We start from the raw sequence: 17,115 nt of genomic DNA, 5'->3' as shown, positions 1-17,115 counted from the left end.
TACCGTTCCTTCGACGGCGCGTATTCGCTGTACGAGAACGGCGACAAGCGCATCATGGACGGCAAGCATCCGTACTGGAGCTGGTGCCACGTCACTGCCGCGAATATCCAGACCGGATCGGTGACCCGGCTCGAACAGGTCCGCCAGGTCGAGAACCAGTACTTCAGCGGCGCCAACGATCCGAAGCTGTACGACAGTTACCTCACGCAGGGGGCGTTGATGAAGTTGGGTGCGGCCTGACGCGCCCCCGTAGCCCGGACGAAGTCCGGGGTTGCGCTCCGTAGGCGAACGGAATCCCGGACTTCGTCCGGGCTACAGGCGGCTCAAGCCCGTGGCAGTGGCACGACGCGCATCGCGTCGCCGCGCGCATCGGTCTCGCCCGCGAGCTGCGCGCCGGTGGCCGTCATCTCGGACGGCAACACCGCCACGACCGACTGCGAGGCCGACAGATCGCGCGCCGCGCGCAACGCGGCGGCGAACACTTCGCTGCCCGCAGGCCCCAGCTTCGCGTACTCGCGTTCGGCGCAGAACTGCGTGGTGAAGCGTGCCGCTTCTTCGGCGATGTGCTGATAGTCGACGCGCCCGGTGGCGCGCAGCAGCCGATGCTCGCGCTGGAACGTCAGGCCGTCGTGGGGACGGTTGTCGGACTCCATGCACAGCAGGCGCGTGTCGACGGCATCCAGGAACGCTTCGATCGTGCCGAGCGTATGCACGCCGTCGCCGCTGTGCGTGATCAGCACGTCGGCATGACCACCGGGCAATTGTGTGGTGCTCGCGCGCAGGCTCCTGCCCTGCATCGCCACCAGGTCCACGACGATCGTCGGATACGGCGACGGGCCGCCTGCGGCGGGAGAGATGTACAGCGAATCATGACTGCCGAGCGCATCGTTCAACGCGCAGAGCTGCGCGCTGGCGGCCAGGCCGAAACTGGCGTCCGGGATGGTTTCGATCTTCGCGCGCATACCGATCAGCCGTTGCAGGGCGCCGGCGTTGTGAGCCTGCTCCGCCTCCGAAAGATGCATCACGCAGTACAGGCCCAGACGCTGCGCCGCCTGGGCAGCCAGCAAGGCATGCCGCGCCTGCATTCCTGCGGCCACCACGCGCCGGTAACCGAGCCGGCGCGCGATCAGCACCTGGCCGATGGCGACGAGTGCCGCATCCTCGTCGGGATCGCGTCGGCGTTCGTCGCGGAACAGGACGCGGCCGCCACCCAGGTACTGCGTCAATCGCTCGGCCGGCGTCAGGCCGGGATCGGGAGCGAGCGACTGGCGCGAGACCGCCGTCAGTTCGCGCCAGAAATCGTTGTCGCGGCGAAGCTGCGTGTACGCGCGATCGAGGTGCTCGCGCAGCGCCCGCAGCGCCGTCGCATCGGCGTTCTCGTAGAAGCGGCGCACCCCGGTGCGCGCGCCCTGCAGCGGAATCACCGTGGCGCGCGCGGCTTCTCCCGGATGTGCGGAGTAGAGCCCGCTTTCGGGGGCGATCTGCCGGCCCATGCGCACGATCTCCGGCCAGTTCTCGTCGGCCGTGCCGGCCAGCGAGGCCAGGTACCCGCGCGTGTGCTCGACGAACGCATCGCGCCGGCCCGACGTGAAATAGAGATCGAGCAGGCGGAAGCGCAGGTCGCGCCGATCCGGATTCTTCTGCAGCGTGGCGATCAGCAAGGCCGCTACTTCATCGTAGAAATCGCGACCTACTTCCTGCGCGTTGTCCTGCGTCCTCGAGTAGACGGGCGGCGGTGCGCTCGACGGCGCGCCGACGGGCGCCGGGGCGGGCGGTGCGGCGACTGCCTGCGGGAGCGGGACCGGAACGGGCGTCGCGGCAGCAGCGGGACGCCGGTGCGTTCGTTTCTTGCGGCCCACCGCCCAGCCCAGCAGCAACACGACGATCAGTACGGCGATGGCGTTGCGCAGCCAGGCCGGAATCTCGCGGGTTGCGGTCGGAACATCACGCGAGCGCGTGTCGGGCAAGACGGCGATCGGCGTCGACACCGGCGTGTCGATGACGGTTTCGACCGGAACCGGGGGCGCCATCGCCGCGAGGTAGCGTTCGGCGACGCGGCCTTGCTCGATGGCGGTGGGAAGCGTGGCGAGCCGCTCGCTCATGTGCAGCCGCTGCGCCCAGTCACGCGGGACTGCGTCGGGCGGCGCTGACGATGGAAGCTCAGCGGCGGCGGGTGCGGCAGCAGGAGTTGCGGTTTCGACGTCCACCGCCGTCGGGGTCGCCGGCACCTCGGCGCCCAGTCGGCGCAGGTTCGCCGGCATCGTCAGATGACTGCCTGCACGAAGCCGGTCCGCACTGCCGGTGAACGCATCCGGATTGGCCCGGTACAGCGCGTCCACCATGGCCGGCAGCGCGATCGGACGATCCCCGCGCAAGGTCTGCGCGACCTCGCTCAGCGTATCGCCCGGCACGACCAGCCTGCCTTCGGCGGTGCTGTCGCCAGCGGCGACGGCGTGACGACCGACACGATGCCGGGGACGTTCGGCGCGGGCATGCGGAGCCGCGATGGCGGCGGCGTCCGGCAGTTCGCACGCGGTGACGGCGCTGCCCGGTTGCGGCGGATCGATCAGCAGATCGTAGCGGCGGCGCAGGATATGGCCGTTGGCAGCGCGCAAGGCCAGGTGAAGTTCGAGGATCGGTTCCTGAAGCAGCTGCTCGTGGCAGATGCGAAGGCCCGGAAGTCCGTCGATGCTGGTGAAGAGGATGCGAAAAGGTCCCTGCATCCACGCGGCATCGCCTTCGGCCGACAACGCGGCCCGGCCTCGCACGGAAACCTGGAGATCTTCCGTGGATTCCCCCGGTGACAGCAGCAACGGCAGGTCGACGCGCAAGGGTTGGCCCAGTACCAGTCTTGCCTTGGCATCGCCCAGATCGAGCGCCTGGGCGAGCCCGGTGGCGCCCGCGGCAAGGGCGACGACCCATACCGCCGGTCCGAAACGTTGCAGCGAAGAAGCAGGACGTTGCGTTGGCGCCCGGCGACGTTTGCACGTTTTCATACCGTCCTCCGTGGGCGGCCCAGATCCGCCCGCGCCTAGTGTGCATCCTGCAATATGTGTTCGGAAAGACGATTTGATCGGATGCCGGATCGGGGTCGCAGGCCGTCGAGGCCTCCGACGGTTCAGTCGGGCGAAAGGTGCTCTCGGCCTATGCTTCGATTCCTCTTCCCTCGTTCCCTGCACCGGTGGCAATCCGCTCGACTCCCCGTTCACGACGACGCCTGAAGGCGGGCAACTCCATCGTTGCCGCGACACTCGCTGCAACACTGGCGCTGTGCTTGTCCGGGTGCGCCTCCACGCCCGATGCCGAAGACGGTGCGCAGGCGGAGAAGATGCCCGCCACCGCTGCGGGCGAATCGCCGGCAACGGCCGTTCCGGTGGAAGAACCTGCTCCGGTTGCCGTCGCGGCGCCGGTAGAGGGACGGCGTGTGGCCGATGTGCAGGCCGCGTTCGCAGCCCGTCAGGCCTCGTTGCGCTGGCTGAATTCGAATCGGGCCAGCCAGAACGCCGGAAAGATCGTCGTTTCGTTCGTCGTGGCGCCGAACGGCCAGGTCGTGGAGTGCCGCCTGATCTCCTCGGACTTCCAGGATCCCGCTTTCAACAAGGCGGTGTTCGCCGAGGTGTGGCGCCTGTACCTCGGCGAGCGGGATGTCGGCGAATGGGCGGTGAACGACTATCCAGTGGAATTCGCCCCGCGCGAGGCTGCGCAAGGTTCCGTGCCAAGCGGATCGTCGGCGCCGCTGGGTGTGGCGCCCGCAGCGCCCGTCGCGTCTAGCGCAGCGCCAGCAGGCTGACGACCGACGCGTTGCCTTCCATGCCGGCGGCGCCGCCGCCCATGGTTTCCACCAGGCCCAGCTTCGCGTTCGGAACCTGGTGTGCGCCGGCCATGCCGCGCAGCTGCCAGACGATCTCCGCGATCTGCGCCGTGCCGGTGGCGCCGAGCGGATGTCCGCGGGACAGCAGGCCGCCACTCGGGTTCACCGGCTGCTGGCCGCCGCGTTGCGTGTGCCCGCTCGGAGCGAGCGATGCGCCTTCACCGACCTTGCACAGGTCGAGCGCTTCGAGCGTCAGGATTTCGCCGATCGTGAACGAGTCATGCACTTCGAGCACATCGACCTCGGAAGGCTTGATGCCGCTTTGCGCGTAGGCCGCCTGCGCGGCGCGACGCACCGGGCCTTCGCCCCAGAATTCCTTCGAGCGGTGATCCCACAACTGGCCGGAGGCCATTGCGGAGGCGAGCACGCGCACTTCGCCGCGGCGTCCCTTCGGGCGGCCGACCACCGCCGCGGCGGAGCCATCGCTGACCGGGCAGCACTGCAGGAACGTCAGCGGCTCGGCGATCATCTTCGCGGACATCACCTCGTCCAGCGTCGGTGCGCTGCCCTTCAACTGCGCACGCGGATTGTGCGCACCGTTGCCCTTGTTCTTCACCGCGACTTCGGCGAACGCCTCGGGCCGCGTTCCGAACTGCGCCATGTAGCGCTGCGCCTGCAGCGCATACAGACCGGGCAGCGGCAGGCCCGCACGGCCTTCGCTGTCGGTGGCCTCGGGAACGATCGCGCCGCGCGTGAACAGCGAGGACAGGTGTTCGATGCCGAACACGAGCACGCAGGAATAGCGGCCCAGCGCCACCGCCTCGCAGGCCTCGTGGTAGGCCGCGGTGCCGCTCGCGCAGGCCGCTTCGATCGTGATGACCGGCACGCCGCCGATGCCGATGCCGCGCAGCGTGCGCGTCGCCACGCCCGGTGGACCGAACACGCTGCCCACGAACACGGCTTCGATCTCGCCGGCTTCGGCGCCCGCGTCCTGCATCGCTTCGAGGATGGCTTCCCACGCGAGCGACTCGACCCGGCGATCCGGAAAGCGCCCGTAGTGGGAGCTTCCAACGCCGCGGATCACGACTTCCTTGCGATCAGACATGGGGGCCTTTGGGACGGGGAGTGGAGATGGGATTAGATGGAGTTCTTACCGCAAAGGCGCAAAGGGAAAAGAAAGGACGCAAAGGTAAAGAATGAATAGCGGCTGTTGACCGGAACCAGACGATGGTCTGCCTTCCGCTTTTCTCTGCGCCCTTTCTTTTCCCTTTGCGCCTTTGCGGTGAATGGGCCTGCTAGGCGAGGCGCACGATCAGATCACCGTCGTCGCCGCCGACGATGTTCACGCGCGTGCCCACCGCGAGGATGGCCGGTGCTTCGAGGTGCGCGATCACGCGCGGGCCGTCGTCGAGGTCGATGTAGGCCATCGCGTACGGCGGCGCCCAGCGGCCGACCGGAATCTGCACGAGTGTCGAGGCCCACACCGTACCGCCGGGGCCGAACTCGGCCTCGACCTGTTCGCGGTGCTGGCAGGCCGGACACCAGGGCGCCGGTGGCGACGTGGGGTAGCGGCAGTGGGCGCAGCGCACGCCGATCACCTTGTCGCCCTTCACCACGCAGCGCGGATCGGACACGAAAGCCCCGCCCATGACCTGGCCGGAGCGGCGTTTGCTGATGGGAGGTGCGGAGGGTTCTGACATGGTCGTCTATCGAGAGTTATACGAGCGAAGCGCTCACGCGCCATTGCGTCCGAGGCTGATCGAGAAATCCGCGTTCTCGAACTCGATGTGATTGCCCATCGGCTGGCTCATCAATTTCTCGATCAGCGCCACCGGCCCGCTCTTGTTGCCGCGGATCACGTAGTCGCGCTTCGGCGGTCCGGCGGCGCGCATCGCGCTGATCTCCTTCTCGGGCACCAGCAGGCGCAGGATCAGTTCGTCGTCCGACACGTTGCCGAAATCCTTGCGCAGTTCCGCGATCGAAGGCTGCGGCGGCGTCCAGTTCAGGAAGTCCTTCGCGCGCGGCGTGGAGAGGATGCGATCCTTCGCGTTCTGGTCGAGCGGTGCCACCGGCTTGCCGTAATGACCGAGCACGTAGGTGATGATCTCGTCGGGCGCGAACTTGTAGCGCTCGCCGGGCGTCATCAGGTTCATCACGGCCTGCGTGCCGATGAGCTGCGAGAACGGCGTGGCCATCACCGGGTAGCCGAGCTCGTGGCGGATGGTCGCGATCTCCTCGAGGATCGCCGGCAGGCTGGTCTCGATGCCGCGATCCTTGAGCTGGTTCTTCAAGGTGCCGGTCATGCCGCCCGGCAACTGGTGCTCGTAGTGGAACAGGTCGTACTCGGCCGGCTGGCCGATGACCAGGCCCTCCTGCTCGGCAATCGCCTTGAGCTTCGCCGACACGCGCTCGACGACGGCGAGATCCACGTTGGACTTCCAGCCCTTGCATTCGATGTTGCGCAGCATCGCTTCGGTCGACGGATGTGCCACGCCGTTGGCGAGCGGCCGGCTCGCGGTGTGGATCGTGTCGGCGCCCTGCTCGAGCCCTTCGAGGTAGTTGAGCGGTGCCAGGCCGGTGTTGTTGTGGAAGTGCAGTTCGAGCCGCTTCTTGCCGATGGCCTTCTTGACCACCTTGCACAGGCTGCGCGTGCGCTCCGGCGTGAGCACGCCGCTGGCGTCCTCGATCTCGATGCCGTCCACATCCAGCGCCGCGAGCTCCTTGGCGCGCTCCGCGTAGTACGCATCGGTGTGATACGGGCTCGACGAGAACAGCATCGTCGGCACCGCTTCGCAACCGGCGGCGCGCGCGACTTTCGAAAGTCGCGCGATCTTGTCGATGTTGAACAGCCCGTCGTAGATCCACAGTGCACGGATGCCGTTGGCGGCGAGGCGCTGCACCCACAGATCCATCACCGCATCGGGCGTGAGGTTGAACGTGACGATGCCGTTGGATCGCGTGCCGGCGCGCAGCTTGGTCTTGGGCATCGCCGCGGACAGCAGCCGCAGGTTCTCCCAGGGATCTTCCTTGCAGTGACGGACCTGGATCTCGAACAGCGAACTGCCGGCGATGTCGAGCTCGTCGTAACCGGCGCTGTCGAGATCCTGGGAGAGCGCGAGGGAAATCGCAGCGGGCATGCGCATGCCCCACCAGCTCTGCTGGCCGTCGCGAAGGGTCTGGTCGACGAATCGAATGGTGCGGCTCATGAAAAGCTCCTTCTTCGATCAGCCGTTCGCGGGATCGATGTAGATCATCACCTGGTCGAACTCGACCAGGGCCCCGTTCACCACCGCGATCTGCGCGACCTTGCCTGCGGCGCCGGCCTTCACGTAGTTCATCAGCTTCATGACTTCGAGAATGCAGACGTTGTCATCGGCGGTGACCTGCTGGCCGACCGCGACGAAAGGCGGAGCGCCCGGTTTGGGCGCCGAGTAGAACGTGCCGAGCATCGGCGCCTTCACGGCGATCCAGCGGGGATCGATCGTGGGAGTGGGCGTCGGCGCGGAGTGGGAAGGCGCCTCCCGTAGCCCGGACGAAGTCCGGGGCTTCTCCTCGATCACGGAGCGGGCACCCCGGAGTTCGTCCGGGCTACGGGGCGAGAAATTCTGCGCACGCCCGTTCTTCGAGATACTCAAGCGCACCCCGCCGCTCTCAAGCGTCAGGTCCTCCCATCCCGATTTCTGGAACAGGTCAAGGACTTCGAGAATCTCTTTTTCGCTCAGCGGCATTGTTCGTGATCCTTGTTCTTCGCCGTCATTTCATCTGCGCCCGCTTTCGCGCGAGCTCCACGTACAGCGGCACCACGGCGCCCCATGACGCGAAGCGCGGATCGGTTGCGCGGCCGGTGCGCGACAGGTGATAGCCCAGCGCGATGATGCTGCTGACCTTGCACAGCGCCAGCGTTTCGTACAGCCGGATGTCGCGTGCGACGCGCCCGGTCACGCGCTGCCATTCCTCGACCACGCGCCCACGCGGCCACCAGCCTGCGAGTTCGAAGCCCGCGTTGGCGAACGACACCTCGCCCTGATCGTAGAACTGGAACATGTAGCCCAGATCCGTCAGCGGTTCGCCGACACCGGCCATCTCCCAGTCCAGCAGCGCCTGCATCTCCGGACCTTTCCACAGGCAGTTGCCCTGCTTGGGGTCGCCGTGCACCGGCGTCATCGGACCCGATGAGGCCGGCGGTTTGGCGAGCAATGCTTCCAGCAGATCGATCAGGCTCTTCTCGGTTTCGGCCTGCACGGCGACGTCGCGCCAGTGCGTGATCTCCTGCTCGACGCTGCGCGAACCCGGCGGCATCAGCGAAGCGGGCAGGGCGTGCAGCGAGGTGATCGCGCCGACCCACTGCGCGCACATCGACGACACCGTGTCCGCACCCGCGCGCTTCATCCAGTCCGGCGCGACGTGATCGAAGGCTTCGCCGTCGAGTCGCGACATCAGGAAGAAGTCGTCGCCGATCACCGACGCATCGGTGCACAGCTCGTACATCGTCGGCACCGGCGGGCCCTTGGGCGCCTTGTCCACTGCGTCGAGGATGGCGTGCTGGCGCGCCATGTCGTACGGCGGCAGCAGGCCTTCCTCGGACGGCGGCATGCGCAGGATGCGATCGAGTCCCTCGACGAGATAGGTCTCGTTCGAGTGGCCGGTGGACAGCGCCTTGATGCCGGTGACCTTGGCGCCGTCCTTCAGGTATCCGCGCAGCCCGCGCGTCATGCGCTCCAGGTCGCGAGCCATGGCGCCGGCCTCAGATGAACGAATGCTCGGCCGTCAGGCCGTACTCGGGCCACGCACCGACGAGCACCGATTCGAAGATGCCGTGACCCACGGCATCGCCCTCGCGGATGCGGATCGGGCAATCGCGCAGCTGGTGGATGCGCTTGAGCGTCGCCAGGTCCTTGGTGTCCTCGATCTTCTCGCCGTCGATGAACGGATCGCCGCGGTACATGCCGTGCTTGTTGCCGTCGAGGCCCAGGTACAGCGCGCAGCCCAGATGGAAGCCCGCCTCGCCCGGCACTTCGATCTCGACGGTGCGGTTCTCGCCGTTGAGCATGTCGAAGTGGATCTTGCCGCCGAGCAGCCGGCGCGTGCGGTCGTCGTACTTCAGCTCGGGGCGGATGCGCGCGATGCGCTCCTGGCTGCCGTCCTGATGATTCAGGTAGCCCGAGAAGTAGAACGGCTTGTGATCGCGCATCTGCAGGTAGTAGTGGTACTCGTAGCGCTCGCCGTTGGGCTTCTCCATGAACATCGGCGACCAGTTGAGCAGGAAGGACATGTTCGCCATCTCCTTCTCGCCCCAGTTGCGTGCGGGCCGCAGGTCGGTCGGCGAGGCACCCACGTCGAGACGAACGCCCCACGAGCGGTCACGGAACGCGATCCAGTCCTTGGCGGCGATGTCTTCCTTCTTGCCCTCGATCGAATACCAGCCACGCACCTGGCCGGCCTGGTGGAAGCGCACGATGTCCGACACCGCGCGATAGCCGCCCTCGTCGTACTGCAGGTGACGGTCTTCGCAGAACGGCGGATTGAGCGACGTGAACTCGATCTCGAACGCCACCGGCTGCGTGCTGTTCTCCTCGAGGCGGATGCGCAGCTTGTTCAGCGGCTCCACGACCTCGTAGTGCAGCGGGCCGACGCCAATGCGGTTGGCCTCGGTCGACAGCGCGCGCGATCCGCGCACCGTCCACTGCTGGCGACCGCGCGAGATGCCGCCGAAGCCGTCCATGACGTTGCGGTTCTGGTACTTGCCCAGGCCGAAGTCGATCTCCACCGAGCCGTCCTTCCTGGGAATGGCGAACCAGATTTTCTCGGTCCAGCCGAGGTCGGATTCGCCGACGCGGCTGAACAGGTTGGCGGTCTGGTGGTTCAGCATTTCGTCCGCGGGCGACGGACGGCCGAGGTTGGGGGTCATCGGGGGATCTCCTCTGGTCTGATCGACTCTGCGCGATTGAAGGCCGGGCGGCCGGCTCGCGTCTTTCAAAATCGTGCAGACCTTATCGGAATCGGGGGCCGGGTCCGGGGCTTGCTCCGGCCCCGCCCCGCGGGCTCGAACGGCTTGCCGCAGCCCTGAAAGGGGGTGTAGAAAACAGGAATGCTGTCCACTCCCGCTCCTCGACCGTCCTCCGGCGCAACGCCTGCGCGCTTTGCGGCGACCGGCCGGTCGATCCGCGAAGCGGTGGGATTCGCTCCGGAACTGTCGAGTGAATCGGCCGGGTGGAAACACGTGGCGCTCTACGGCTGGCGCGGCGACTGCCGCGAGGCCGAGTTCGAACCGTTCAACGAGCCGGCGATCGTCTACCACGTGGGCGGCGCTCCGAGCGTGCCGGTGAAGGTCGAGCGCCGCTGGGACCGCCGCACGCACCCGGGGCTGGTCACGATCATCCCGGCCGCCACGCGCATCGCCTGGGACATCCGCGGCGAAGTGCATTCGCGCTCGGTGCACCTGGGCTCCGCGTTCTTCTCCACGGCGGACGGCGCGCCCGTCACCAAGCCGGCGCTGCGCTTTCGCTGTGGCGTGCAGGACCCGCTGCTGATCTCCACGATCCAGGCGCTCGAGAAGGAACTGCGGCATCCGAGCCAACAGGGAAGCCTGTACGCGGATTCGATCTGCGATTTCATGGCGCTGCACCTGCTGCGCGAAGACGCCCAGGGCGATGTGCTGGCGCGTGTTCCGCAGGCGCTGTCGCAGAAGCGGCTGGAGCGGGTCATCGAGCGCATCGAGGACAGCGTCGAGACCGGCATCTCGCTGCAGGCGCTGGCCGACGAGGCGGCCCTCGGGCGGACCTGTTTTGCTTCGGCGTTCCGCAATGCCACCGGTCTGTCGCCGCATCGCTACCTCACGCAGCGTCGCCTGATCCGTGCGCGCGACATGCTGCTTCACTCGGATCTGACGCTGGCGCAGATCGCGCTGCGCTGCGGCTTCTCGAGCCAGGCGCATTTCACCGAGTATTTCCGCCGCGATGCGGGCGTCACGCCGCGGGCGTTTCGGCTGGGGCCGAACTAGGCGATCTGCCGTAGCCCGGGTGAAACCGGGGGTTGCGCTCCGTTTGCGAGAGGAATCCCGGGTTTCACCCGGGCTACTTTCGCTTTACCGGATGGGTTTGCGGTACTAGGCTCGCGGAGTGAATCGACTCACGCCCCGGATCTTGATGTTCCTCGCAGGTCTTCTGCTGCTGGGACAGGTCATGGCCGATGCATGGGCGGTGGATCCGGGCTGCTGTCACGACGGCAAGCCCTGCCCGATGATGATGACGAGCGCGTCGTCCGCCTCGTCATGCACTTCCTGCGTGAGTCCCGGCCTGCAGCCTTCGTGGCCGGTGTGGTGGGATCGATCGATGGAGATCGAGCGAGTGGCCGTGGTGCGCATCGATGCGGTTCCCGGGCATCGGGTGGAAATCTGGCGGCCGCCGGCGGTCTGACCGGTTGGGTTGGCCGTATTTCAAATCACAAACCGGGAAGACCATGAAAACGAAGCTGCTCAATCTGGTCGCGGCGCTCTCTGCGCTCGCGACTTCCACCACCGTGTTGGCTGCCGGCGCCTGTTGCGTCGCCGGCGCCGCCTGCTGTTTTGGCGGCATGCCCTGCTGTCCGTAACGTCTGTGTGAGACGGGCCCCGCCTTCGCAAGGAGGCGGGGCTTTTTTATTGGGGGCCCGTAGCCCGGACGAAGTCCGGGGTTGCGCTCCGTTTGCGAGGGGAATCCCGGACTTCGTCCGGGCTACGGAGCCTGTGCGTCGCCGCTACAACGCGCGCGACAGCTCAGTCCACGCCGCAGCGAGCGACTCGCGCATCGCCGGTGCAGCGACCGCGATCAGAGCGCGTGCGCGCCCATGGATGTCGAGACCCCGCAACTCGGCGACGCCGTGTTCGGTGACGACCGTGTCGGCGGTGTGCCGCGGCAACGCGACCAGCCCTGAGCCGGAGAGTCGCGGCACGATGCGGCTGTACTTGCCGTCGTCGGTGGCGGCCGGCAGCGCGATGATCGAGCGGCCACCTTCGGACAGCGAGGCGCCGGCGACGAAGGCCGGCAGCCCGCCGACACCCGCGACGAGACGGCCGTTCATCGAGTCCGCATTCACCTGGCCGAACAGGTCGACCTCGACGCCGGAGTTGATGGCGACGAAACGCGGGATGGCGGCGATGCGACACACGTCGTGCGTCTCCGACACCGGGCGGAAGAAGAACGTGTCGTCGAGCGCGGCGCGCTCGTAGAGGCTGCGATCACCCAGCGCGACACCAATGCTGACCGACTCCCTGCCGGCGATGACGCCGCGATCGAGCAGGTCGAGCACCGGCGTCGAGGCCATGCCGGACCAGACGCGCAGGTTCCGGTGACCCGACAGCGCGCCGAGGATTCCGGCCTGCAGCTTGCCGACGCCGAACTCGAGCGTGTCGCCGTCGCGCACGAGACCTGCGACGAGCGCGCCGTGCGCCCGCATGGCCTCGTTGGGCGTACCGCCGTCATACGTGAGGACGTCCTGCTCGGTGTCGAATACCGCGTCCAGATCGGCGTAGCGCACGCTGAACGAGCCGCGCGTGCGCGGCAGGCGCGGGTTGATGTGGCCGATGCGCTGCCTGGCGCGCGCCCACACCGCTGCGTGGAAATCCGCCGAGACGCCGAGACTGCAAAGACCCTGCGCGTCCGGAGGACTGAGCTGTGCGAACGCGATGTCGACCTGCGGCGACAGCGACTCGAGATCGCGGAACACGGCGGGATAGTCGACGGCCAGCAATTGCGCGCGGCCATCCATCAGCCCCGCGCGCAGGCCCGGCAACATGAAACACGAACGTTGCTGCGCCGCCGGGTGCAGCCCCAGGTAGTCGGAGCGGTTGATGCCGGGGAAGTGCACGCCGACGAAGCGCACGCCGTTGGCGGCCTCGGGCGATTGCTTCAGCGCGTCGTAGAGCGCCAGGCTTTCGCCGGACATGCCGGGGACGAAGACCGTCATACCGGGCTTGAAGCGGGCGATGACGTGTTCGAGGGTCAGGATGTCGGGCATGGGCGAAATCAGTTTGCCATCTGTGGCGGGCGCCCCGTGCACGACCTGTCGCGAACGTTGTCGTCCGCGGTGTGCACGTCAGGCGAGGCGAACGCGGGCCGTCCCGATGAGCACCTTCGCGCCGCTGCCGTCGACGGCTTCGAGTGCGAGAACGGCGTCGATCTCGTCGCGGCTCTCGAACCGGGCGCTGCAACGCAGCGACTGGTCGACGGCGACGATGCCGGCGAACCGCGCATCGAAGCCGCGCAGACGATCGGCGGCAAAGTTCTCGGTGAGCAGGCGTCCGAGCAAAGCCATGCTGAGCATGCCGTGCACGATGACGTCGGCGAATCCGGCCTTGCGGGCGAACTCGGGATCGAGGTGCAGCGGGTTGGTATCGCCGGAGGCTTCGGCGTAGCGCACGAGCATCTGGCGATCGATCGGGCCGCTGTCGTATTCGGCGATCAGGTCGCCGGGCGATGCGGTGAGCAGATTCGTCATGCCGCCACCTTCGGCGCCGGGTGGCGCACCAGCACGATCTGGCGCGAGCGGCCGGCGAGTTCGCCGTCGTCGACGCGCGTGATGCTGGATTCGATGACGATGAATTCCATCTGCCCGTTCTTGCGCTCGTAGATGTCGGTGACCGTGCGCTGTACGCGCAGCACGTCGCCGCGGCGAATCGGCGCGAGATAGTCGAACTGCTGCTCGGCGTGCAGCACGCGCTTGAGGTCCACCGCCAGCGCATCGAGGATGCGGCGCGAACTGTTGTTCTCGCCTTCGACGGCCTTCATGAACGTGGGCGGTGCGACATCAGGCGCCGCGCTCATGCCGATGGCCTGCGCGAACTGCGCGATGCGCTCGGCGCTGGCGACGACGTCGAATGCCGGCAGCGCGTAACCGATCCGTGCGCGATCGACTGCCATCAGGCCGCCGCGCGGAAGTAGCGATCCAGCCCGGCCGGCAGCGCGAACAGCTCGGCCTGCGCGGCGAGCCGCGTCTGCGCATCGGCGGCGCGGTGGCGAAGGTCTTCGGCTCCGTGCTGCGAAGCCCAGGTGAACGGGCCGCCGGTGTAGGAGGGGAACGCACCGGCGGCGACGACGGCGACGTCCGCGAGTTCCGTCTGCTCGACCTTGCCCGCATTCCACACGCGCAGTGCGGCGAGCGACGTCGCGAGCAGGGTGTCGTTCTCGTCGAGGCCGGCGGCCTTGGCCTTCGCCTTGGCGGCCTTCACCTGCGGCAGCAGCGCATCGTCACCGCTGGCCAGCGGGCTGGTCGCCGCGAGCAGGCCGAGCTTGGCGGCACGCTGCCGGTTCAGGAACAGCGTGCGGACCATGTTGCCGGCGACGGCGTCGCGCATGAGTTCGACGAAGATGCGCATCTCGTGCTCGCCGCCCTCGGTCATCGGCAGCGACCAGCCGCCCACGACGCATCCGAGGATCGCGTTGTAGGCGGGGTAGTAGCGAAGCTGGTAGTCGCTGATGCCGACGTCCTTCGCGATCGCGGCGAACGCACTTTTCGCGTCGGAGAAATCGTAGGGCTTGGCGTCGAAGCGGGCGCCGGGTTCATCCCAGACCGCACGCGGCTGCGCCATCGAACGGGCGCGCTTCTTCGCGGCCTCGATGAGCTGGTCGGCGGGCGCGGTCTCGTGCACCAGGCCGAGCGCGAGCGCTTCGGCCGGTGCCACCGGCTCGCCGGTGAGCAGCATCTGCATGCCCTTGGCGGTGCCGACCAGGCGCGGCAGGCGCTGCGTGCCGCCGGCGCCGGGCAGCAGTCCGAGCTTGATCTCGGGCAAGCCGAGCTGGATCGCCGGATCGTCCGCCACCACGCGGGCGTGGCAGGCCAGGCACACCTCGAGTCCGCCGCCCAGCGCCAGGCCGTTGATGGCGGCCACGAACGGCTTGTTGCTCAGTTCGAGCTTGCGGAACAGGCGGCCGAGATGGCCGAACAGCTCGTGCAGTTCGGCGGTGCTCGCATCGCGCGCCCGCTGCGTGAACATCTGGATCATCTCGAGATCCGCGCCGGCCAGGAACGTGGCCTTGGACGAGGTCAGCACGACGGCCTTGATCGCGGCGTCGGACTGCGCACGCACGACGAGCTGCTCGAGCGAGTCCATCAGGCTGCGCGAGAACACGTTCATCGCGCGGCCCGGCATGTCGATGCGCGCGAGCAGGATGCCGTCGGCGTCGAGTTCGGTGTGGATATTGAGGTCGGTCATCGAGCGCGGCTCGTTGTGAGGTCGTGAAAATCTCACCGCAAAGGCGCAAAGAAAGGCAAAGAGGAGGACGCAAAGATTTTCAGTGACCGAGCGCCGACGGCACCCGCTTCAATGCTTCCTTTGCGTCCTTTCTTTTCCCTTTGCGCCTTTGCGGTATTTCGCTTTCGAAGCGAACGTCTGCAGTAGATCTAGACGAACTTCTTGAAATCCGGCTTGCGCTTCTCGTTGAAGGCCTTGACGCCTTCCTTGGATTCGTCGCTCTGGTAATAGCCCTTCACCGCCGCGATGCCCAGGTAGCTCAGGCCGCGGATGTTCTCGGAGTCGGCGTTGAACGAACGCTTGGCGATGGCGATCGCGGTGGGTGACAGCGCGTTGATCTCGGCGGCCCAGGTCTCGCATTCGGCGTCGAGCTGGTCGTGCGGCACGACCTTGTTGATCAGGCCCATCGCGAGCGCCTCGTCCGCCTTGTAGCGGCGGCACAGGAACCAGATCTCGCGCGCCTTCTTCTCGCCGACGAGGCGGGCGAGGTAGGCGGTGCCGAAGCCGGGATCGACCGAACCGACCTTGGGGCCGACCTGGCCGAACTGCGCCTTCTCGGAGGCGATCGTCAGATCGCAGATGGTGCAGAACACGTTGCCGCCGCCGATGGCGAAGCCCTGCACGCGCGCGATGACGACCTTGCGGCAGTCACGGATGGCGCTCTGCAGTTCTTCGATCGGCAGGCCGACGAGACCGCGCGGGCCGTACAGGCCGTCCTCGGACATGTGGACCTTCTGGTCGCCGCCGGTGCAGAACGCCTTGTCGCCAGCGCCGCCGAAGATCACCGCGTTGACCGACTTTTCCTCATCTGCGCGCTTGAACGCGTCGATGAGTTCCTCGACGGTCTGCGTGCGGAAGGCGTTGAACACTTCCGGGCGGTTGATCGTGATGCGGACGGCGTTGGCGCCGACTTCGTACGTGATGTCCTTGTAGTTCGACACGGGCATTTCCTCTCGGGAAGGGGTGGACAGGCGGGTGGGGGTGCGTGAGATAGTAGTGTACCGTACCATATCGCAAACGGGGCGCGCGACGCCCCCTCTCCAACGAGGATTCTGGGCCAATGGCAGACGTATTGAAGGGCAAGGTGGTCATCGTCACTGGCGCCGGGCGCGGGGTCGGCGCGGAGATCGCCAAGCTGGCGGCGCTCGAGGGCGCGCGCGTGGTGGTCAACGACCTGGGCGTCAGCCAGGGTGGCGACGGCGGCAGCCTGGGACCGGCCGAGGAGATCGTGCAGGAGATTCGGGCCGCCGGCGGCGAAGCCATCGCGGAAGGGTCCAACGTGGCGAGCTGGGACGGCGCACACGCGCTGTTCGCCAACGCGATGAAGGCCTTCGGCGACGTCGACGCCATCGTCAACAACGCCGGCATCCTGCGCGACACGATCTTCCACAAGATGTCGCAGGAAGAGTGGAACGCCGTGATCCAGGTGAACCTCACCGGCTGCTTCAACGTGGCGCGCGCCGCGGCGCCGCATTTCAAGGACAAGCAGAAGGGCAGCTTCGTGCACATGACCAGCACGAGCGGCCTGATCGGCAACTTCGGCCAGGCCAACTACGCCGCGGCGAAGATGGGCGTGGCGGCGCTGTCCAAGAGCATCGCGCTGGACATGCAGAAGTTCGGCATCCGTTCCAACGCCATCGCGCCGTTCGCCTACACGCGCATGGTCAGCTCCATTCCGGACACCCCGGAGAACGCCGAGCGCAACCGCGTCAACAAGATGATGACGGCCGACAAGATCGCGCCCTTCGTCGTCGCGCTGTGCAGCGACGGCGCCAAGGATGTCAGCGGCCAGTTGTTCGGCGTGCGCCGCAACGAGATCTACCTGTTCAGCCAGCCACGCCCGATCCGCTCCGTGCATGCTGGCGAGGGCTGGTCGCCGCAGGCCTGCATCGACCGCGCGCTGCCGGCGCTGCGCGCATCCTTCTACAAGCTCGACCGGTCGTCGGACGTCTTCACGTGGGAACCGGTGTAGTCACGGTTCCCGAACAATTCAACCGCAAAGGCGCAAAGGGAAAAGAAAGGGCGCCAAGGTGAAGAGTGCGGGGGCGCGGCCTCGTCGTTTCCATCCGCCCTTTGC

Annotated in this window: 17 protein-coding genes and 1 pseudogene; 6 read left to right on the top strand and 12 right to left on the bottom strand. The window is 67.3% G+C overall.

The genetic code is table 11. The features are described from left to right. Nucleotides 1-240 (top strand): annotated as a pseudogene (locus DFR24_RS19550) (DUF1329 domain-containing protein); the annotation flags it as partial. 83 nt (nt 241-323) lie between these two features. Here DFR24_RS19550 and DFR24_RS19545 read toward each other — a convergent pair. Then, entirely contained in the window at nt 324-2,996 is a 2,673-nt protein-coding gene (locus DFR24_RS19545) for a FimV/HubP-related protein (RefSeq protein WP_133883086.1), read from the bottom strand. A 332-nt stretch (nt 2,997-3,328) separates the two neighbouring features. Between DFR24_RS19545 and DFR24_RS19540 the strand changes: the two genes are divergently transcribed. After that, nucleotides 3,329-3,790: a hypothetical protein gene (locus DFR24_RS19540; protein WP_133883085.1), complete on the top strand. Its 462-nt coding sequence runs from the start codon at nt 3,329-3,331 to the stop codon at nt 3,788-3,790. Here the strand turns inward: DFR24_RS19540 and DFR24_RS19535 are convergent. From DFR24_RS19535 to DFR24_RS19510, 6 genes are all read right to left on the bottom strand, one after another. Then, entirely contained in the window at nt 3,768-4,916 is a 1,149-nt protein-coding gene (locus tag DFR24_RS19535; protein WP_133883084.1) for a thiolase family protein, read from the bottom strand. The genes DFR24_RS19540 and DFR24_RS19535 overlap by 23 nt on opposite strands. 190 nt (nt 4,917-5,106) lie before the next feature. Continuing rightward, on the bottom strand, nt 5,107-5,511 hold the full coding sequence (locus DFR24_RS19530) for a Zn-ribbon domain-containing OB-fold protein (RefSeq protein ID WP_133883083.1): 405 nt from the start codon (nt 5,509-5,511) through the stop codon (nt 5,107-5,109). 33 nt (nt 5,512-5,544) lie between these two features. Continuing rightward, on the bottom strand, nt 5,545-7,017 hold the full coding sequence (locus tag DFR24_RS19525; protein WP_133883082.1) for a carboxyltransferase: 1,473 nt from the start codon (nt 7,015-7,017) through the stop codon (nt 5,545-5,547). 18 nt (nt 7,018-7,035) lie between these two features. After that, nucleotides 7,036-7,539, bottom strand: coding sequence for an acetyl-CoA carboxylase biotin carboxyl carrier protein (gene accB, locus DFR24_RS19520; RefSeq protein ID WP_133883081.1), 504 nt, complete (start codon nt 7,537-7,539; stop codon nt 7,036-7,038). 25 nt (nt 7,540-7,564) lie between these two features. Then, a complete protein-coding gene (locus DFR24_RS19515; RefSeq protein WP_133883080.1) occupies nt 7,565-8,545 on the bottom strand; it encodes a phosphotransferase family protein in 981 nt (326 codons plus the stop codon). A 10-nt stretch (nt 8,546-8,555) separates the two neighbouring features. Then, nucleotides 8,556-9,719, bottom strand: coding sequence for a hypothetical protein (locus DFR24_RS19510; RefSeq protein ID WP_133883079.1), 1,164 nt, complete (start codon nt 9,717-9,719; stop codon nt 8,556-8,558). Between the two features lie 180 nt (nt 9,720-9,899). On the opposite strand from DFR24_RS19510, the gene DFR24_RS19505 reads away from it, so the two are divergent. The 3 genes from DFR24_RS19505 to DFR24_RS25190 all read left to right on the top strand — a co-directional run bounded on the left by DFR24_RS19505 (nt 9,900) and on the right by DFR24_RS25190 (nt 11,401). Continuing rightward, nucleotides 9,900-10,811 carry a helix-turn-helix transcriptional regulator gene (locus DFR24_RS19505; protein ID WP_133883078.1) on the top strand — a complete coding sequence of 304 codons (912 nt, stop codon included), beginning with the start codon at nt 9,900-9,902 and terminating at the stop codon, nt 10,809-10,811. Between the two features lie 145 nt (nt 10,812-10,956). Then, nucleotides 10,957-11,226: a hypothetical protein gene (locus tag DFR24_RS19500; RefSeq protein ID WP_133883077.1), complete on the top strand. Its 270-nt coding sequence runs from the start codon at nt 10,957-10,959 to the stop codon at nt 11,224-11,226. Nucleotides 11,227-11,269: 43 nt separating this feature from the next. Then, nucleotides 11,270-11,401 (top strand): hypothetical protein, encoded by a 132-nt coding sequence (locus tag DFR24_RS25190; protein WP_281280201.1) that lies wholly within the window; start codon nt 11,270-11,272, stop codon nt 11,399-11,401. A gap of 144 nt (nt 11,402-11,545) precedes the next feature. Here DFR24_RS25190 and DFR24_RS19495 read toward each other — a convergent pair whose 3' ends face one another. The 5 genes from DFR24_RS19495 to DFR24_RS19475 all read right to left on the bottom strand — a co-directional run bounded on the left by DFR24_RS19495 (nt 11,546) and on the right by DFR24_RS19475 (nt 15,979). Beyond that, a complete protein-coding gene (locus DFR24_RS19495) occupies nt 11,546-12,805 on the bottom strand; it encodes an acetyl-CoA hydrolase/transferase family protein (protein WP_133883076.1) in 1,260 nt (419 codons plus the stop codon). 78 nt (nt 12,806-12,883) lie between these two features. Beyond that, complete coding sequence (locus tag DFR24_RS19490; RefSeq protein WP_133883075.1) at nt 12,884-13,285, bottom strand: MaoC/PaaZ C-terminal domain-containing protein; 402 nt, start codon at nt 13,283-13,285, stop codon at nt 12,884-12,886. Continuing rightward, complete coding sequence (locus DFR24_RS19485; RefSeq protein WP_133883074.1) at nt 13,282-13,707, bottom strand: FAS1-like dehydratase domain-containing protein; 426 nt, start codon at nt 13,705-13,707, stop codon at nt 13,282-13,284. The genes DFR24_RS19490 and DFR24_RS19485 overlap by 4 nt, the downstream gene beginning before the upstream one ends. Next, nucleotides 13,707-14,999 carry an enoyl-CoA hydratase-related protein gene (locus DFR24_RS19480; protein WP_133883073.1) on the bottom strand — a complete coding sequence of 431 codons (1,293 nt, stop codon included), beginning with the start codon at nt 14,997-14,999 and terminating at the stop codon, nt 13,707-13,709. The genes DFR24_RS19485 and DFR24_RS19480 overlap by 1 nt, the downstream gene beginning before the upstream one ends. 188 nt (nt 15,000-15,187) lie before the next feature. Next, nucleotides 15,188-15,979, bottom strand: a complete 792-nt coding sequence (locus tag DFR24_RS19475) for an enoyl-CoA hydratase-related protein (RefSeq protein WP_210772413.1) — start codon at nt 15,977-15,979, stop codon at nt 15,188-15,190. 119 nt (nt 15,980-16,098) lie between these two features. Here DFR24_RS19475 and DFR24_RS19470 point away from each other — a divergent pair, with 119 nt between their 5' ends. Further along, a complete protein-coding gene (locus DFR24_RS19470) occupies nt 16,099-17,010 on the top strand; it encodes an SDR family NAD(P)-dependent oxidoreductase (protein WP_133883071.1) in 912 nt (303 codons plus the stop codon). The last annotated feature ends 105 nt before the right edge of the window (nt 17,011-17,115 follow it).

The organism is Panacagrimonas perspica, from assembly GCF_004364935.1.
GTDB lineage: Bacteria > Pseudomonadota > Gammaproteobacteria > Nevskiales > Nevskiaceae > Panacagrimonas > Panacagrimonas perspica.
The sequence above is the reverse complement of the archived record's forward strand: the minus strand, read 5'-3'. Positions and strand labels throughout refer to the sequence as shown.

Bases quoted from the DNA above. Each gene is read 5' to 3' on its own strand.
- DFR24_RS19545 (WP_133883086.1), bottom strand. From the start codon at position 2,996: ATGAAAACGTGCAAACGTCGCCGGGCGCCAACGCAACGTCCTGCTTCT.
- DFR24_RS19540 (WP_133883085.1), top strand. From the start codon at position 3,329: ATGCCCGCCACCGCTGCGGGCGAATCGCCGGCAACGGCCGTTCCGGTG.
- DFR24_RS19535 (WP_133883084.1), bottom strand. From the start codon at position 4,916: ATGTCTGATCGCAAGGAAGTCGTGATCCGCGGCGTTGGAAGCTCCCAC.
- DFR24_RS19530 (WP_133883083.1), bottom strand. From the start codon at position 5,511: ATGTCAGAACCCTCCGCACCTCCCATCAGCAAACGCCGCTCCGGCCAG.
- DFR24_RS19525 (WP_133883082.1), bottom strand. From the start codon at position 7,017: ATGAGCCGCACCATTCGATTCGTCGACCAGACCCTTCGCGACGGCCAG.
- accB (WP_133883081.1), bottom strand. From the start codon at position 7,539: ATGCCGCTGAGCGAAAAAGAGATTCTCGAAGTCCTTGACCTGTTCCAG.
- DFR24_RS19515 (WP_133883080.1), bottom strand. From the start codon at position 8,545: ATGGCTCGCGACCTGGAGCGCATGACGCGCGGGCTGCGCGGATACCTG.
- DFR24_RS19510 (WP_133883079.1), bottom strand. From the start codon at position 9,719: ATGACCCCCAACCTCGGCCGTCCGTCGCCCGCGGACGAAATGCTGAAC.
- DFR24_RS19505 (WP_133883078.1), top strand. From the start codon at position 9,900: ATGCTGTCCACTCCCGCTCCTCGACCGTCCTCCGGCGCAACGCCTGCG.
- DFR24_RS19500 (WP_133883077.1), top strand. From the start codon at position 10,957: ATGTTCCTCGCAGGTCTTCTGCTGCTGGGACAGGTCATGGCCGATGCA.
- DFR24_RS25190 (WP_281280201.1), top strand. From the start codon at position 11,270: ATGAAAACGAAGCTGCTCAATCTGGTCGCGGCGCTCTCTGCGCTCGCG.
- DFR24_RS19495 (WP_133883076.1), bottom strand. From the start codon at position 12,805: ATGCCCGACATCCTGACCCTCGAACACGTCATCGCCCGCTTCAAGCCC.
- DFR24_RS19490 (WP_133883075.1), bottom strand. From the start codon at position 13,285: ATGACGAATCTGCTCACCGCATCGCCCGGCGACCTGATCGCCGAATAC.
- DFR24_RS19485 (WP_133883074.1), bottom strand. From the start codon at position 13,707: ATGGCAGTCGATCGCGCACGGATCGGTTACGCGCTGCCGGCATTCGAC.
- DFR24_RS19480 (WP_133883073.1), bottom strand. From the start codon at position 14,999: ATGACCGACCTCAATATCCACACCGAACTCGACGCCGACGGCATCCTG.
- DFR24_RS19470 (WP_133883071.1), top strand. From the start codon at position 16,099: ATGGCAGACGTATTGAAGGGCAAGGTGGTCATCGTCACTGGCGCCGGG.